The 16,231-nt window shown below is 68.2% G+C and carries 12 protein-coding genes; 1 reads left to right on the top strand and 11 read right to left on the bottom strand.

Annotation, left to right across the window (positions count from 1 at the left end; genetic code table 11):
- Positions 1 to 12: 12 nt before the first annotated feature.
- Positions 13 to 3,531, bottom strand: a complete 3,519-nt coding sequence (gene smc / locus H521_RS0104355; RefSeq protein WP_022891812.1) for a chromosome segregation protein SMC — start codon at positions 3,529 to 3,531, stop codon at positions 13 to 15.
- Between the two features lie 160 nt (positions 3,532 to 3,691).
- Here smc and H521_RS0104350 point away from each other — a divergent pair, with 160 nt between their 5' ends.
- A complete protein-coding gene (locus tag H521_RS0104350; RefSeq protein WP_022891811.1) occupies positions 3,692 to 4,774 on the top strand; it encodes a GNAT family N-acetyltransferase in 1,083 nt (360 codons plus the stop codon).
- On the opposite strand, the gene mutM is transcribed toward H521_RS0104350, so the two are convergent.
- The 10 genes from mutM to H521_RS21485 form a co-directional block, all read right to left on the bottom strand.
- Positions 4,734 to 5,690, bottom strand: a complete 957-nt coding sequence (mutM, locus tag H521_RS0104345; RefSeq protein WP_022891810.1) for a bifunctional DNA-formamidopyrimidine glycosylase/DNA-(apurinic or apyrimidinic site) lyase — start codon at positions 5,688 to 5,690, stop codon at positions 4,734 to 4,736. The genes H521_RS0104350 and mutM overlap by 41 nt on opposite strands.
- Before the next feature lie 36 nt (positions 5,691 to 5,726).
- Positions 5,727 to 8,783, bottom strand: a complete 3,057-nt coding sequence (locus H521_RS0104340) for an alpha-mannosidase (protein WP_022891809.1) — start codon at positions 8,781 to 8,783, stop codon at positions 5,727 to 5,729.
- A gap of 29 nt (positions 8,784 to 8,812) precedes the next feature.
- Complete coding sequence (locus H521_RS0104335; RefSeq protein ID WP_425393578.1) at positions 8,813 to 9,643, bottom strand: carbohydrate ABC transporter permease; 831 nt, start codon at positions 9,641 to 9,643, stop codon at positions 8,813 to 8,815.
- 5 nt (positions 9,644 to 9,648) lie between these two features.
- Positions 9,649 to 10,599: a carbohydrate ABC transporter permease gene (locus tag H521_RS0104330; RefSeq protein ID WP_026481899.1), complete on the bottom strand. Its 951-nt coding sequence runs from the start codon at positions 10,597 to 10,599 to the stop codon at positions 9,649 to 9,651.
- The gene (locus H521_RS0104325; RefSeq protein ID WP_022891806.1) at positions 10,600 to 11,952 is read right to left on the bottom strand and encodes an extracellular solute-binding protein; all 1,353 of its coding nucleotides are present in this window, start codon (positions 11,950 to 11,952) and stop codon (positions 10,600 to 10,602) included.
- A gap of 103 nt (positions 11,953 to 12,055) precedes the next feature.
- The gene (locus H521_RS0104320; protein ID WP_022891805.1) at positions 12,056 to 13,267 is read right to left on the bottom strand and encodes a glycoside hydrolase family 76 protein; all 1,212 of its coding nucleotides are present in this window, start codon (positions 13,265 to 13,267) and stop codon (positions 12,056 to 12,058) included.
- Positions 13,268 to 13,449: 182 nt separating this feature from the next.
- Positions 13,450 to 14,679 carry an ROK family transcriptional regulator gene (locus H521_RS0104315; RefSeq protein ID WP_022891804.1) on the bottom strand — a complete coding sequence of 410 codons (1,230 nt, stop codon included), beginning with the start codon at positions 14,677 to 14,679 and terminating at the stop codon, positions 13,450 to 13,452.
- A gap of 66 nt (positions 14,680 to 14,745) precedes the next feature.
- Complete coding sequence (gene rnc, locus H521_RS0104310; protein ID WP_425393586.1) at positions 14,746 to 15,408, bottom strand: ribonuclease III; 663 nt, start codon at positions 15,406 to 15,408, stop codon at positions 14,746 to 14,748.
- A gap of 76 nt (positions 15,409 to 15,484) precedes the next feature.
- Complete coding sequence (gene rpmF / locus H521_RS0104305; RefSeq protein ID WP_022891802.1) at positions 15,485 to 15,688, bottom strand: 50S ribosomal protein L32; 204 nt, start codon at positions 15,686 to 15,688, stop codon at positions 15,485 to 15,487.
- Positions 15,689 to 15,690: 2 nt separating this feature from the next.
- A complete protein-coding gene (locus tag H521_RS21485; RefSeq protein ID WP_425393576.1) occupies positions 15,691 to 16,224 on the bottom strand; it encodes a YceD family protein in 534 nt (177 codons plus the stop codon).
- Positions 16,225 to 16,231 lie beyond the last annotated feature (7 nt).

Genomic DNA, 16,231 nt, shown 5'->3' with positions numbered 1-16,231 from the left:
ATCCGGGCCGGATCAGCTCGCCTTCGCCTCGCGCTCCTCGCGGACGCGTTGTCCGACGACCGCCGACACGCCGTCTTGCCGCATGGAGACCCCGTACAACGCGTCGGCGATCTCCATCGTTCGCTTCTGGTGGGTGATGACGATGAGCTGGGAGTCTTCGCGCAGGGATTCCATCGTCGTCAGCAGCCGCCCGAGGTTCGCGTCGTCGAGCGCCGCCTCGACCTCGTCCATGATGTAGAACGGGCTCGGCCGGGCCTTGAAGATCGCGATGAGCAGGGCGACCGCGGCGAGCGATCGCTCACCGCCTGAGAGCAGCGAGAGACGCTCGATCTTCTTGCCCGCGGGCTTGACGCTGACCTCGATGCCGGTCGTGAGCATGTTCTCGGGGTCGGTGAGGGTGATGCTGCCGACTCCCCCGGGAAAGAGGACCGGAAAGACTTCGGCGAACGCGGCTTGCGTGTCATCGAAGGCGCTGCGGAAGATCGACTCCATCTTGCCGTCGATCTCCTCGATGATCGTCAGCAGGTCCTTGCGCGTGTTGGCGAGGTCGGTCAGCTGCTCGGTGAGGAACTGGTGGCGCTGTTCGAGAGCCGCGAACTCCTCGAGCGCGAGCGGGTTGACCCGACCGAGTTGGGCCATCTTGCGCTCGGCCTGCGCCAGTCGGCGCTGCTGCTCTTCGCGTCGGTACGGGCGAGGGTCGCCACCCTCCTCTTCGGCGGGAATCTCCTGGTCGGGGCCGTACTCGTCGACGAGCACGTCTTCGGTGAGCCCGAGCTCGGATTCGGCACGCTCGACGAGGCCGCCGACGTGGAGCTTCTTCTCGTAGATGCGCAATTCGAGGCCGTGCACGTCTTCGGTCACCGATTGCAGCCGCTCGCGCACGGCGGCCTCCTCGCGTCGTACCGCCTGCAGCTCCTCGTTGCGGCTCGCCCGCTCGGCCTCTGCGCGTCCGAGCGCCACACGCGCCTCCGCGACGGAAGCATCGATCGAGGCGAGCGCCGCGGGCAGCGCATCGGCGACCCGGGTGGCCGCCTCGAGTTGGGCGCGACGGATCACGGCGCGCCGTGCGGCATCCGCTGCGGCCTGCCGCTCGGCTTCGAACCGCGCCTCCATGGCGCGGATGCGGGCCTCCTCGGCCCGCACGCGCTCCTTCGCCGTCTCGAGCCTGAGCTTCGCCTCGACCTCTGCCTCGCGTGCCGACTCGAGCGCGGCGAGCGCGCCGTCGCGAGCGCTGGTCTCGAGTACCGGCCGCGGTTCGGCCCTCGCCGCCTCGAGGGCACGCTTCGCCTCGGCGGCGAGCTGCTCGGCCTCGGCGACGCGCTCTTCGGCGTTCGCGGCGGCCTGTCGGAGCCGCTCTGAGTCAGCGTCGGCCGCCTCGGCTTGCACCCTGGCGCGGTTCAGCCGCTCGGTGCGCTGCGCGAGCTGCGCGTCGAATTCCCGCAGTGCCGCGAGTGCGCGCTTCGACTGCTCCTTCGACTGCTCGACGATCTGGCGCTGCTCGGTGAGTTCGAAGCGAGCTCGCTCGATCTCGGCCCGCACCTCTTCGAGGCGTGCGGCTGCGCGATCGCGCTCCGCGATCAGCTCGATGCGGCTCTGCTTGCGTCCCGAACCGCCGCGCAGCACGAAGCGGCCGACGACGGTGCCGTCTTTCGTGATGACGGTGGCCGGCGTCGCGCGGGTGGCCAAGGCCGGCTCGGCGGCACGCGCCGCGTCGAGGTCGTCGGCGATGAGCACCTCGGCGAGCAGGCCGAGCACCCCGGTGGGCGCGATGACGACGTCGGATGCCGCGGTGAGACCCTCGACCGGCGATGCCGCAGCCGGCGTGCTGCCGGCGTCGGCCAGTGCGAGCGCCACCCGACCGAGCTCGCCGTGCGAGGCGTGCTCGAGAGCGCGATACGCAGCTGCGCGGTCGTCGACGAGCACGGCGTCGCTCAGCGAGCCGAGTGCAGCGGCGATCGCGGCTTCGTAGCCGGGTTCGACCTGCAGCGCTTCGGCGAGCAGGCCCCGCACACCGGCGACGCCGGCCGTGACGAGCGCCGCCGATCCGTCTTTCTGGTCGAGAGCGAGCGAGAGCGCCTGCGTGCGGGCCCCGAGCGCACCGTGTTCGCGCTCGCGGCCGTGCAACTGCTCACGGATGCGCTCGATCTCGGCCTCGGCCTCGAAGACGGCACCCTGGGCGAGCTCGTAGGCCTCGTCGAGGTCGGTCTCGGCCGTCTCGCCGCTGTCGGCATCGGCTTCGGCGGCGGCGAGCGCCGTTGCTGCAGCAGCGCGGCGCTCGGCCGAGGCGTCGAGGGCGTTCTCGTGGCGCAGCACCTCGCCGCGCACCGCGGCCAGCTTGGACCCGGCTGTGTCGGATTGGCCGGTGAGCTTGGAGAGCTCGAGGTCGTAGGCCGATACGAGCGCGCTCTGCCGCGCGATGCCCTCGTCGACCGTGTCGAGCTCGGCGCGACGGCGCATCGTGGTCTCGTGGGCCTCGTCGAGCGCCGTCGCCGCCACGCCGACGCCGTCGCGGATGCCGGTCAGTTCCGACACGGCCTCGTCGATCATGGCGCGAGTCACGCTCGGCGAAGCATCCGCCTGCTCCGAGGCGCTGCCGAGCAGCGCGATGCACTGGCGCGCCAAGGAGTCGAGGGAGCGAAGGCTGCCCTGCGCCTGCTCGAGAGCGAACGTCGTCGACCTCGCCCGGTCGACCGCGTCACCGACCTGCGCCTGCTCGAGACGCGTGACCTTCGCCTGATGCTGTTCGAGCTGGTCTTGCAGCACGAGTCGCTCGGCATGACGCTCGTGCTCGCTCTTGCCGTGCTCGTCGAGTGCGCGGCGAAGACCGACCACCTCGTCGGCGAGCAGCCTCGCCTTGGCGTCGCGCACGACCGCTGCGATCGTCGCGGCCTCGCGTGCGACCTCTGCCTGCCGGCCGAGCGGCTTGAGTTGGCGCCGGATCTCGCCCGCGAGGTCGGAGAGTCGCGTGAGGTTCGCCTGCATCGCGTCGAGCTTGCGAAGCGTCTTCTCTTTGCGGCGTCGATGCTTCAGGATGCCTGCGGCCTCTTCGATGAAGCCTCGGCGATCTTCGGGGGTGGCCCGCAGGACCTGGTCGAGCTGGCCCTGCCCGACGATGACGTGCATCTCGCGACCGAGGCCGGAGTCGCTGAGCAGCTCCTGCACATCGAGCAGTCGGCAGTTGTCGCCGTTGATGGCGTACTCGCTCGCGCCGTTGCGGAACAGGGTGCGCGAGATCGTCACCTCGCTGTACTCGATCGGCAGTGCGCCGTCGCTGTTGTCGATCGTGAGGCTCACCTCGGCACGCCCGAGCGGGCCGCGAGTCGAGGTGCCGGCGAAGATGACGTCTTCCATCTTGCCGCCGCGCAGGGTCTTCGCACCCTGCTCGCCCATGACCCAGGCGAGCGCGTCGACCACGTTCGACTTGCCGGAGCCGTTCGGACCGACGATGCACGTCACGCCCGGTTCGAACGCGAACGTCGTCGGCTGTGCGAAGGACTTGAAGCCCTTGAGCGTCAGGCTCTTCAGGTACACGTCCCACCCTCTCCTGGTCGCGAGAACGCTGGGGACTACGGTATCCGAGGTTCTGCCCGTCGCCGTGCACGCGCGCCGACCGGCCGCGGATCCCCGGTTGTCGTCGTCGAGCGGTGCCGATAGTCTGATCGGCTGCCTGCACGGCGGCAGAGGAGGACTTGTGGGCATCGACATCCGACCGCTGCAGATACCGGCACGACTCGATTCACCGGAATCCGCCGAATTCGAGGCTTATACCGAACTCACGGCGGCGATCGACGAATCCGTATGGGGGCATCGCCGCTTCGCCTACGAAGCAGCTGAACTGCTGCCCGAGTTCCACGACGACCGCTACACGGGCCGTCAGGCGTTCACGGCATGGAACGACGGTCGCTGCGTCGGACGCGCCGAAGTGCTGTGGGAGCAGGGCGCCGACGCCCGCACCGCCGAGATCTCGGTCGGGGTCGCGGTTGACGAGCGCGGCCGCGGCCTCGGTTCGGCGCTGCTCGCCGAGGCCGAGGCTCACGCCACCTCGCTCGGGCGTGAGGTGCTCGCCGGCTACTCGGACGTGTCGCTCGTCGATCTCGATGCCGCGGGGCCGCGTCTCGAGGCCCCCGATGGCACCGGATCGATTCCCGCCGCGTCACCGGGTGCCGCCTTCGCGACCCGGCACGGGTATCGCCTCGGGCAGCTCGAGCGGGTGAGCGGTCTGACCGTGACCGGTCGTCTCGAGGAGTTCCGACGCCTGCTGGCCGAACAGCTCGCAGCACGACGCCCGGATGCCGTGGACTACCGTCTGACGGGGTGGATCGATCACGCGCCCGACGCCCTGGTCGACTCGCTCGCCGTCGCGCACGCCGCGATGTCGACCGATGTGCCGGCCGGCGGCATCACGATCGACGAAGAGGTGTGGGATGCGGCTCGAGTGCGTGCCGGCGAGGAGCGGGCCCGCAGCGGCGGGCGCACGACGCTCGTGCAGGCCGCGATCGCACCCGACGGCTCGGTGGCCGGGTACACCGAGCTTCAGCTGCCGACGAACTCGGAGGCCGTCTTCCAGTGGGACACGATCGTGCTCGGCACGCACCGGGGTCACGGCCTCGGCATGCTCCTGAAGCTCGCGAACCTCGTGCAGCTCGGCGAGACGGCACCGGAGCGCACCGACGTCTACACGTGGAACGCCGACGAGAACGACCACATGCTCGCGATCAACATCGCGCTGGGCTTCATCCTTCGCGGGATGAGCGCGGAGTGGCAGCGCGCCTGACCCGTTGGCAGCGGGGGCAGAAGTGCGAACCGCGGTTCATGAACGCCTCGCGCACCATCGGGGTGCCGCAGCGCGGGCACGGCAGGCCGGCGCGCCCGTAGGCGTTCAGCGAGTGCTCGAAGTAGCCCGATGCGCCGTTGACGTTGACGTACTGGGCATCGAAGCTCGTGCCGCCCTCGGCGAGCGCCTTGCCGAGCACCTCGCGCACTGCCCCGAGCAGTTCACGGGCGCGGCGGGGCGACAGCGATGACGCCGGCTGCTCGCCGTGCAGGCGCACGGCCCAGAGCGACTCGTCGGCGTAGATGTTGCCGATGCCGCTGACCACGCCCTGATCGAGCAGCACGCGCTTGATCGCGGTGCCGCGTTTGGCGAGCGCCGCGAAGAAGTCGCGCTCCGAGAATGCCGGGTCGAGCGGATCCCGCGCGATATGAGCGACCTGCGCCGGCACCGTTCTCGCCCAGGTCCCCGACACCTCGCCCGAGAACCCGCCGACCTCGCCGTCAGTGGTCGCCACGAGGCGATCGACGGCGAGCGACCCGAAGATGCGCTGGTCGACGAAGTCGACCCGCAGTTCACCGGCAGCGGGATGCTCGAGGTGCAGTCGCACTCGCGCGTGCGCGTCGTCGCCCGGATGATCGGGCGTGCGCAGCAGCATCTGACCGCTCATGCCGAGGTGCCCGACGATCGCGCGTCCGTCGCGGGTGGCATCGCCGCCGAGCGGCAGCCAGAGGAACTTGCCGCGTCGCACGGCCGCCTCGATGCGCGCTCCCGCGACGAGCGCTTCGAAGTCGCCGGATGTCGCGTCGTGCCGCCGCAGCGATCGAGGCTCGAGCACCTCGACCGCCGAGACGACCGCACCGGTGACGGCCGGAGCGAGTCCGGCTCGCACGACCTCGACCTCGGGCAGCTCAGGCATCTTTCGAGACTACTGCCGGGATCGGACCCCTCTGCCTCAGCTGCGCGAGAACCGGATGGTGGCCAACTGGAAGGGCCGGAGGTGCACCGTCGCCACCCCATCGGCGGCTCCCACGAGCGCCGACGGTTCGTTGGCCGTTCGCTCGAGCAGATCGGTCTCGACGATGCCCGAGGTGGCGAAGTCGGCCGTCACGCTGCCGGTCGCTCGCGCGCCTCGCGCTTCGTAGAGCCGAACGACGACGTCGCCCGAGCGGTCCTCGGCGAGCTTCACCGATTCGATCACGATGCTCGGTGCGTCGCTCCGTACGATCGGTGCCACGGCGTGGGCACCGGCGACCTGCCGGATCGGGAGGTTGAGTCGGTACCCTTCCTTCGCGGCGTCGATGACGTCGGTGCCGATCGAGACCGAAGTGCGCAGCCTGTGGCGGCCCTGGTCGCTCTGCGGGTCGGGGAACACCGGGGCGCGCAGCAGTGACTGCCTGACCAGGGTGGTCGTGCCTCCGTGCGCTCCGGCGATGCGGGTGATGTCGTGCCCGTAGGTCGAGTCGTTCGCGACGGTGACGCCGAAGCCCGGCTCGGCGACGTGCACCCACCGATGGGCGCATGTCTCGAATCGGGCGGCGTCCCAAGAGGTGTTCACGTGCGTCGGCCGATGCACGTGACCGAACTGCACCTCGGAGGCCGCTCGCTCGGCGTGCACGTCGAAGGCGAATGCGAGCTTCAACAGCTTCTGCTTCTCGTGCCAGTCGACGATCGTCTCGATGTCGAGTGCCGTCCCCTCGGCATCGAGGGTGAGCACCTGCTCGACCGTCGAGGCGCCGAAGCGGCGTTCGATGCGCACGAACGGCCGCCCCGAAGCATCCGTCTCGAGCTCGACCGAATCGGCCTGCCGCAGATCGGTGCCCGATCGCTGGTAGTGGTGGTCGATGTCCCAGGCGTCCCATTGCGTCGGGGTGTCCCGGAACAGCTGCAGGAGGTTGCCGGGCTGCCCGGCCGGAATCGCGTCACGGCCCGTCGCCAGGTCGACGAGCGAGGTGACGAGTCCCGAGCCGTCGATGACCGCGCGAAGCCGTGCGCTCTCGAGGACGATGTCGTCACCGTTCCGCTCCGCTCGCAGGGATGGCGGTGCGTGCAGCGCACCCGCAGACAGCGGCGCAACGCCGTCGACCGGGAACGGCGAGGCGTTGAACGCGACGACCGAACGACCGAGGTCTGCATGTCCATCCGCACGATGCGAGATCGGGTCTCCGAGCGCGGAGATCGCCTCGGCGATGATGCCCTCGAGATCGCGGGCGATGCGCTCGTAGCTGCTCTCCGCCTCGCGGTGCACCCAGGCGATCGAGCTGCCGGGCAGGATGTCGTGGAACTGCAGCAGCAGCACCGAATGCCAGAGTTCCGCGAGACGTTCGGCCGGATAGTCGGCACCCGCTCGCACTGCCGCCGTGGTCGCCCACAGCTCCGCTTCCCTGAGCAGATGCTCGCTGCGTCGGTTGCCGGCCTTGGTCTTCGCCTGCGAGGTGTAGGTGCCGCGATGGAACTCGAGGTAGAGCTCCCCCGACCACACCGGGGGGTTCGGGTAGTCGCGTTCGGCTTCCTCGAAGAACGCGAGCGGCGATGCCACCTCCACGGTCGGCGACCCCTCGAGCGATGCGGTGCGCGCCGCCGCTGCGAGCATCTCACGGGTCGGGCCGCCGCCGCCGTCGCCGAAGCCGAACGGCACGAGCGAGATGTTCGATGCGCCCTTCTCGGCGTACTGGCGTTGCGCTCGCGCGAGCTCTTCGCCCGAGAGCACCGAGTTGTAGGTGTCGACGGGCGGGAAGTGGGTGAAGACGCGCGACCCGTCGATGCCCTCCCAGGAGAAGGTGTGGTGCGGCATCGTGTTGGTCTCGTTCCAACTCGTCTTCTGCGTGAGGAAGTAGCGCGAACCCGACGACGTGACGATCTGCGGCAGCGCTGCCGAGTAGCCGAACGAATCGGGCAACCACACCTCGAGCGGTTCGATGCCGAACTCGCGCATGAAGAACTGCTTGCCGGCGAGAAGCTGGCGCACGAGTGCCTCACCGCCCGGCATGTTGGTGTCGGATTCGACCCACATCCCGCCGACGGGCACGAATCGTCCCTCGGCCGCGCGAGCACGGATTCGCTCGAACAGCTGTGGATAGTGCTCCTTCATCCAGGCGTACTGCTGCGCCGACGACGCCGCGAAGACGAATCCCGGATCGCGGTCCATGAGGTCGAGCACGTTGGAGAAGGTGCGAGCGCACTTGCGGATCGTCTCCCGCACCGGCCACAGCCACGCCGAGTCGATATGCGCGTGACCGACCGCGATCACGCGGTGAGCGCTCGCGTACGCCGGTTGGGCGAGCACCGGCGCCAGGATCTCACGCCCGAGCGCGGCCGTGCCTCGCACGTCGTCGGGGTCCATGCGATCGACCACCGCTTCGAGCGCGCACAGGATGTCGGCGGTGCGCGGGAGGTCGGCACTGAGCTCGTTCATCAGGCCCGTGAGCGTCCAGATGTCCATCTGGAGGTTCCACACCTCGGTGTCGCGAAGCACGACGTCGACCCGTCGGAGGCGGTAGATCGGTTCGGTACCCGCGGTCGACTTGTCGCCGACCAGGGTCGGGCGGAAGCTCCAGTCGCTGCCGACGTCGGGATTGGAGGCGGCCTCGATGTACACGTCGATGCGTCCACCAGGGCCCACCTCGACGGGAACGTAGTCGTTCAGTGGCTCGATCGCCTTCACGATGCGCCCGGCCGGATCGAACACCAGGCCCTCTGCCTGGAAGCCGGCCTGACCTGACAGGAAACCGAGGTCGACGAGCAGCTCGATGTCCCCGGGGAGGCCTGCCCACTCGGCGGGCACCTCGCCCGTGACATGGAACCACGTCGTGCCCCACGGCTTGCCCCACGGCGACCCGACCGCGAACGGCTCGAACGGCTGCGCCAGCGCCTCCGCGAACGGGACCGGCTCGTCGGGGACCTCCCAGGCGCTGACGGTCAGTGCAGCGCTCTCAGCGGTGGCGGCGGGCTTCAGCCGTTCCTCGACGAAGCGGGCGATCCTGGCGCGGACGAGAGCGGAGTTGTCGTGCATGGAGTGGTTCCTTACGGATCGAGGTGAGATCAGCCCTTGACGGCGCCGGCGAGTGCCGACGATCCGCCGAGCACCCGTGATACGAGCACGTAGAGGGCGATCACGGGAACGGAGTAGAGCAGGGAGAACGCGGCCAGTTGGCCGTATGCGACCGAGCCGTACTGACCGAAGAACGCGAAGATGCTGACGGCGGCCGGCAGCTTGTCGGGTGAGAGCAGCAACACGAACGGCACGAAGAAGTTGCCCCATGCGCCGATGAACACGAAGATGAACACCACCGCGAGCCCCGGTCGCATGAGCGGCACGACGATGCGGGTGAGCGTCGACATCATCGAGGCGCCGTCCATCCACGCGGCCTCTTCGAGCGTGACCGGCACGCTGTCCATGAAGCTCTTCGTCATGTAGATCGCCATCGGCAGGCTGGTCGCAGCGAGGAAGAGGATGGTGCCGCCCATCGAGTCGATGAGGTTGAAGGCGACGAACAGGCTGTAGACCGGCACCATCATCGCGGTGATCGGCAGGCAGGTGCCGAAGAGCACCCCGTACAGGAACGGCTTGTTGATGCGCATCCGGTAGCGAGACAGCGGATACGCCGCCAGCACGGCGACGACGACCGTGATGATCGCGCAGCCGGCCGACAGGATGAGGCTGTTCAGCAGGGGGATGAAGGCCTTCTCGGGCGTCATCACCTCGACGAAGTTCTGCAGTGACACGGCATCGGGCAGCTTGATCGAGAGCGTCGCACGCTCGTCGACCGACGCCAGCACGAGCCAGACGAGCGGCAGCGCGAACGCGGTGCCGACGAGCAGCAGCACGCCGTTCGAGACGAGCCGCAGACTCCTGCGGCTCGGTGAGGTCATGCCCATCAGTCGACCTCCGGCTTCAACGCGCGCAGGTAGACGATCGAGAACAGCGCTCCGACGAGCAGGAGGATCGTCGCGATCGCCGTGCCGAACCCGAGCTTGCCGAACTGGAACGCCTCTTGATAGGCGAGCACCGGCAACGTCGAGCTGTCGGTACCCGGGCCGCCACCCGTCATGACGAAGATCAGCGTGAACACCGACAGGGTCTGCAGCGTCGTGAGCATGAGGTTCGTCGAGATGCTCCGTCTGATCATCGGCACCGTGATGAACACGAGCCGCTGCCACCCACGAGCACCGTCGACCTCGGCGGACTCGGTGATCTCGGGCGGAACGTCCTGCAGCGCCGCCGAGTACACGAGCATGGAGAAGGCGGTGCCTCGCCAGATGTTCGCGATGATCACGGCGAGCATCGGCGTCGCGTAGAGCCAGTTCGTGCCGTCGATGCCGACGGCCGCGAGCATCGTGTTCAGCGTGCCCGTGTCGTTGAAGAACGCGTAGGCCGCGAACGACGCCACGATCTCGGGAAGCACCCACGCGCTCACGACGAAGGTGCCCACGACGCCCCGAGCGAAGCCGTTCGACGAGCGCATGAGGATGGCGAGCCCGAGCCCGATGACGTTCTGTCCGACGATCGCCGATGCGACCAGGAAGACGAGCGTCAGCATGACCGACTTCGGGAAGTCGGGGTCGGCGAAGAGCTCGGCGTAGTTCGCGAAGCCGACGAACGAAGCGCCCTGCGCAGCCGATCCGGTGAGCGATGCGTCCGTGAACGATCCGTAGAACGAGCTGATCACCGGGCCGAGCAGGAAGATGACGAGCAGGACGATGGCAGGCACGAGCGGGATGCTCCGCACGAGAGACCTGCGGGCGCCGACCGCCGACCGGCCGGGCCGGGGAGCACGTCCCCGGCCCGGCGCGGCCGCCGGTCGCACCTGTTGGAGCGTGGCCACGATCTACTTCGCGCTCGTCGTGTTCTCTTCGCCGACGATGCCGATGACGGCCTCGTCGTAGGCGGCGGCCGCTTCGGCCGGACTCTGCTGCCCGGTCATGACGGCTTCCATCGCGATGGTGATCTCGCTCGAGATCTGGCCGTAGTCGCTCGTGGCCGGACGGAAGTTCGTGACGGCGACGATCTCGGAGAAGAAGCCGAACGAGGGGTTCGCAGCCTGATAGTCGGGGTCCTCCGAGACGTCGCTGCGCACGGCGATCTGGCTGGCGGCGATGTCGTACGACTGCGAGTTGTCCTTGTCGAGGGCCAGTGCGATGAAGTCCCATGCGGCGTCCTTGTTCTCGGACTTCGATCCCATGGCGAGGGTCCAGCCGCCCGACATGCTCGTCGCGCCGGGCTCGTCGCCCTCCTGAGTGGGCATCGGCGCCTGCGCCATGACGTCGCTCCATTCGGGCCACGGCGCGGTGCCGGTCTCGAGCCAGGTGCCGCTCAACCACGAACCGTCGAGGCCGATGGCGAGCGTGCCCTGCGGGAACCACTCGGCCGAGACGAGGTTGCCCACGTTCTTGTCGAGCGCTTGCTCAGGGGTCGGCCCGAGTCCGCCCTGGTAGAGGTCCTCGATGAAGGTCAACGAGTCGACGAAGCCCTGCGAGCCGGTCACCCACTTCTTGTCATCGGTGTCGTAGAGCGTGTCGCCGGTGCCGTAGAGCAACATCTCGAATCCCTGCATGGCGGCGGCCTCGCCCTGCGCCTTGCCCGAGTACACGTTCAGCGGCACGACATCGGGCAGTTTTGCCTTGATGGTCGCCGCGGTGTCGAGCACGTCGGCCCACGTCTCCGGCTCCCACGGCACGGGCACGCCCGCTTGCTCGAACACGTCGGTGTTGTACCAGAGCGCACGGGTGTCGGTGCCCATGGGGATTCCGTAGGTCTTGCCGTCGCCACCGAGCCCGGCGCTCTTCGCGTTCTCGTAGAAGGCGTCCCAGTCCTCCCACGACTCGGTGTACTCGTCGAGCGGTGCGAGGTAGCCGGCGTCCGCGTCGGATTCGACCATGAAGGTGTCTTCGTACATCACGTCGGGTGCGGTCGACGCCGACTGGTTCATGAGCGCGAGCTTCGTGAAGTAGTCGTTCTGCTGCGCCTCGATCGGCACCAGCTCGACGGTCATGCCCTCGTTCTCCGCTTCGAACGCGGCCTTGACCTCCTTCATGTGATCGTCGAGCTGCGTGAAGGTGCCGAACTTCTGGTAGGCCACCTTGATGGTGTTCGACGATCCTCCGTCGTCGGCCGAGCATCCTGACAGTGCGAGGAGGCCGGCCGCCGCGAGCGCGACCGTGGCTGTGAACGTGTGCTTCATTGCATCTCCTTGTGGTTTCCTCTTCGGTCGGAGTCGCGAGTGGCGACGGTGCCGCGTCGCGGTGCTCCGAATGATCGAACGGATGCCGGCGGCATCCGCCGGGTCAGTACAGATCACGCCACTGCGGCGGCGTCCACGCGAGGACCGCGAAGATCTGCGTCGCCGCGGCCTGCTCGAGCAGCTCGGTCGGGCCCTCATCGAACGAGAAGATCCCGGTCGACGGGTCGCGGTGCTCGGTCCAGACGTCGTCGGCGTACTGCTGCATGGCATCGCGGTAGGTCGAACCGCCGGTCACCGATTCGAGGAGCAGCAGGTTCTTGAAGAAGATGGAGTTGAAGAATGCCGGCTGATCGTCGAGTCGCCCTTCGTCGATGTAGTACCGATACGCGGCCTCGGCGATGCGCGAGGCTTCGTCGAGGTAGCGCTGTTCGCCGGTGACCTCGTAGAGCAGCACGTTCACCCCGACCGGCACGCCCTGGTTGTACGACCACACCGTCGGCTCGATCGTGCCGGCGAGGTCGACGTGGTCGGAGTACAGGCCGTCGGGGCGCTGGAGGTTCTCGTTCGTCCAGTCGTACATGCGCAGCGACCAGTCGAGATAGCTCTGCTCCCCCGTGATCTGGTAGAGCCGCAGTCCGAGCTGGGCGCCCGGCATGTTCGAGACCGTGTTGCGGTCATTGCTCCATGGCGCCTGCGTCCAGAAGACACCGCCGGGGTTCGGATGACTCGGGTCGGTGTCCCACCCGGAGACGACGAGCGCGAAGATCTCCTCGGCACGAGCGAGCGCAGCCTCATCGCGGTCGGTCAGGTACCGCTGCACGTCGAGGAGGCCGACCCACTCGTTGTCGTCGTAGAAGTAGTCGCCGCCCTCGCCGAACTCGCCGACGGGATACGACGCGTAGCCGGGAAGGCCCGTCGTTCCGCCGTCCGCATCCCAGTAGTGCTCCTGGGCTGCGGCCGCGGTCACGAGCGCGGCGTCGTAGCGGCGGCCGCTGCTGCCGGGCTGGTTGGCGAGATCGGCGATGGCGATGTGCGCCTGCGAGAACGGCCACTCGAACGAGTACTGCCGATCGCCCGGCTGCACCGGGATCTGCTCGCGATACAGGCCACTGCCGTCGGCGACGGCGAAGTGTTCCTGCATCGCGAGGAACGAGGCGTGAGCGCGGAGCGAGTTCTCGTGCCGGTTGCCCGCTTGCGCTCGATCGGCCGACCGGGCGGACTGCTCGGGCGCGACCGCGTGCGCGGGAGCGGCGGCTGTGAACAGCAGTGCGGAGGTCGCGGCGATGGCGACGGTTGCGGCGAGTGTGGACTTCATGGATCTCCCTTGATTCCGTGATCTCTCCCGCTTCGGCATCGATGCCGAGGGGCCCATCTCGCATAACTAAAACGCATGGACTAATTCTTGTCAACAGTCTCGGCAGCATTTGCTGACCCTCGCTTGGGGGACGTCGGCCCTCGAAGGGGCTGCGGTCCGGTCACCGACCGCGGATCGAGCGATCAGCCGGAGATGAGCAGCGCCGACGGACGCGGTGAGAGCGCGTCATCGAGCACGAGGCAGGCCGCACCGACGGCGGCGACGTCGTCGCCGATGCGTGACACCGTCACGGCGATGGGATGCGTGGTGACGAGCGCCTCGGACGTGTTGACCTGCACCGAGATCCTCTGAAGGATGTGCGACGAAACACGATTCCAGTACGGACCACCGAAGACCACGGTATCGAGATCGAGCAGGTTCGCCACGGTGACGACGGCGACCGCAGTGCGATCAGCCACCTCGTCGAGCATCGCGACTGCGGCAGGGTCGCCGGACGCCGCGAGGGCCGCGATCGTCGCGAGCGCCTCGTCGACGTCTCGACCATCGAGCGGAGCACTCGGCGTGTCGACCAGGCCCGCGGCAGTCGCCTGGGCGACGAGCGCTCTCGGCATGATCGCATCGCCGAGGCAGCCGCGTCGCCCGCAACTGCACAGCGGCCCGCCGGGATCGACGATGATGTGGCCGGCGTCGCCCGCATTGTTCGTCGCACCGCGCACCGCCTCATGCGCGATGGCGAGGCCCACTCCGACGCCGGTGCCGTAGTAGAAGAACATGAAGTCGTCGCGCTCATGCGCTGAACTGGTCCAGAGTTCGGCGACGGTCGCCGCCGTGACATCCTTCTCGAGCAGCACAGTCAGCCCGGTGGACTTCGCCAGCGCGTCGCGCAACGCGACCCCGTGCCAGCCCTCGAGCAGCGGGGGGTCGAGCACGACACCACGGTCGAGGTCGAGGGGCCCGGGCGCTGCGATGCCGACGCCGAGCACGCGTGATCGATCGACGCCGGCGTCGACGATGATCGCCTCGATGGAGTCGCGCATGCCGTCGATGACGTCGTCGGGTGTCGTACCTGACGGTGTCGCGGTCGACGCATGTGCGATCACCTGACCGTCGAGGTCGAGGACGACGTAGGTGATGACCGACGGATCGAGGTGCACGCCGATCGCGTAGCCGCCGTTCGGGTCGAGCTCGAGGATGATCCGGGGCTTGCCGACGCCGAGGATGCGCTGGCCGGTCTCGCGGATGATGCCCTCATCGAGCAGGCGACGCGAGACGTTGGACACCGTCTGCGCACTGAGGCCGGTCTGCTCGGCGATCTCGACCCGACTGAGTCCGTCAGTCGTGCGTCGGATCGTATCGAGGATCACGATCTGGTTGAACCCGCCGAGGGCGTGCACGTTGGTGCCTCGTCGCACGCAGTCACCCCCTCGAGCTGTTCGACACCAGTATGCCGTTCGAACAGCGATGATCGAGCAGGAGCCTCAGTTGGCGTTCAGTCGCACCCAGGCCTCGAGCGCGGCGGCCATCTCGGCCTGCTTCTTGCTCGAGCCCTCACCACTAGCAGCGACCAGGTCGCCGACGGCGACGGTGGCGATGAAGTGCTTGCTGTGGTCGGGGCCGCTCTCGGTCACCGTGTAGACGGGTGCGGAGGTGCCGCGCCGGGCGGCCATCTCCTGCAAGCTCGTCTTCGGGTCCATGGCGGCGCCGAAGCGCGCCGGGTCTTGCAGCAGGGGCGCAACGAGTCGCAACACGAGCTCGGTGGCTGCTTCGCCACCGGCGTCGAGGTAGACCGCGCCGATGATCGCCTCGACCGTGTCGGCGAGGATCGACGGCTTGTCGGCCCCGCCGGTCATGGTCTCGCCGCGACCGAGCCGGATGTACGGCCCGATTTTGATCGCACGACCGACCTCGGCGAGCGCCACGCTCGAGACGAGGCTCGCTCGCCGCTTCGCCAACTCACCCTCGTCGAGATCGGGGTGGTCGCGGAAGAGCTTGACCGTCACGGCCTGCCCGAGGATCGAGTCGCCCAGGAATTCGAGGCGCTCGTTGGTCGGGATGCCGCCGTTCTCGTACGCGAAAGACCGGTGCGTGAGCGCAAGCAGGAGCAGGGCGGGATCGATCGAGATCTGCAGTCGCTGCTGCAGCTCTTCGAGCGTTCGATCCGTGGCCCCGCTGAGTTCCGTTCGCGTCACGACCGGTCGTTCGGGAATCTGGTGCCGACTAGACGTCGGCGACCTTGCGGCCCTTGTACTCGAGGAACAGCGGGGTGCCCGCGGAATCCTCGACGACCTTCGCGCGGTGCGGAAGGCTGTAGGTAACCTTGCCGTTCTCGACGGTCTTGACGAGCGTGGGGACCTCGGCCTTCCACTGCGCGCGGCGCATGTGGGTTCGGGCGCGTGACTTCTTCCGCTTCGGAACAGCCATGACTATCTCTCTCTCTGCTGGTCGGTCCCGGATTCGGCATCCGGACCGCTGTCTTCGGAAGCCTGGAACCCGGTGAGCGCGGCCCAACGAGGATCGCTGTGCTCAGGGGTGACGAGTTCCGGATGATCGGCCAGTCGGAGCCCGGTCTCGAGGTCGAGACCTGGGCAATCCGGTCGGCACACCGGCTGGAACGGCAGTGCCAGCACTACCGCATCGCGGATGAGCGATTCAAGATCCACGTGGTCGTCTTGAACCTCATACTCGATTGCTTCTCCAGAATGATACCCGAAGAGCTCTTGGAACTCGACTTCGACCGGCAGGGCGATGTCGATGAGGCACCGACCGCACTCCCCTTCGGCCACCGCATCGATCTCAGCCGTGACGAGAATGCCCTCGTGCACCGACTCCAGCCGCACTTCGAGGTCGAGCTCCGAACCGGCGCGAACCGCGACGAGTCCCTCACCCATCTGCTCGCCGGCGGCCACGGTGAAGGGATGCTCGCGCATCTCGCCGGGATGGTTGACGAGGTCGCGCACGTTCACA

This window comes from Agromyces subbeticus DSM 16689 (assembly GCF_000421565.1).
Classification (GTDB): domain Bacteria; phylum Actinomycetota; class Actinomycetes; order Actinomycetales; family Microbacteriaceae; genus Agromyces; species Agromyces subbeticus.
This window is presented reverse-complemented; position numbering and strand designations above follow the sequence as displayed.

Bases quoted from the DNA above. Each gene is read 5' to 3' on its own strand.
- mutM (WP_022891810.1), bottom strand. From the start codon at position 5,690: ATGCCTGAGCTGCCCGAGGTCGAGGTCGTGCGAGCCGGACTCGCTCCG.
- H521_RS0104340 (WP_022891809.1), bottom strand. From the start codon at position 8,783: ATGCACGACAACTCCGCTCTCGTCCGCGCCAGGATCGCCCGCTTCGTC.
- H521_RS0104335 (WP_425393578.1), bottom strand. From the start codon at position 9,643: ATGACCTCACCGAGCCGCAGGAGTCTGCGGCTCGTCTCGAACGGCGTG.
- H521_RS0104325 (WP_022891806.1), bottom strand. From the start codon at position 11,952: ATGAAGCACACGTTCACAGCCACGGTCGCGCTCGCGGCGGCCGGCCTC.
- H521_RS0104320 (WP_022891805.1), bottom strand. From the start codon at position 13,267: ATGAAGTCCACACTCGCCGCAACCGTCGCCATCGCCGCGACCTCCGCA.
- rpmF (WP_022891802.1), bottom strand. From the start codon at position 15,688: ATGGCTGTTCCGAAGCGGAAGAAGTCACGCGCCCGAACCCACATGCGC.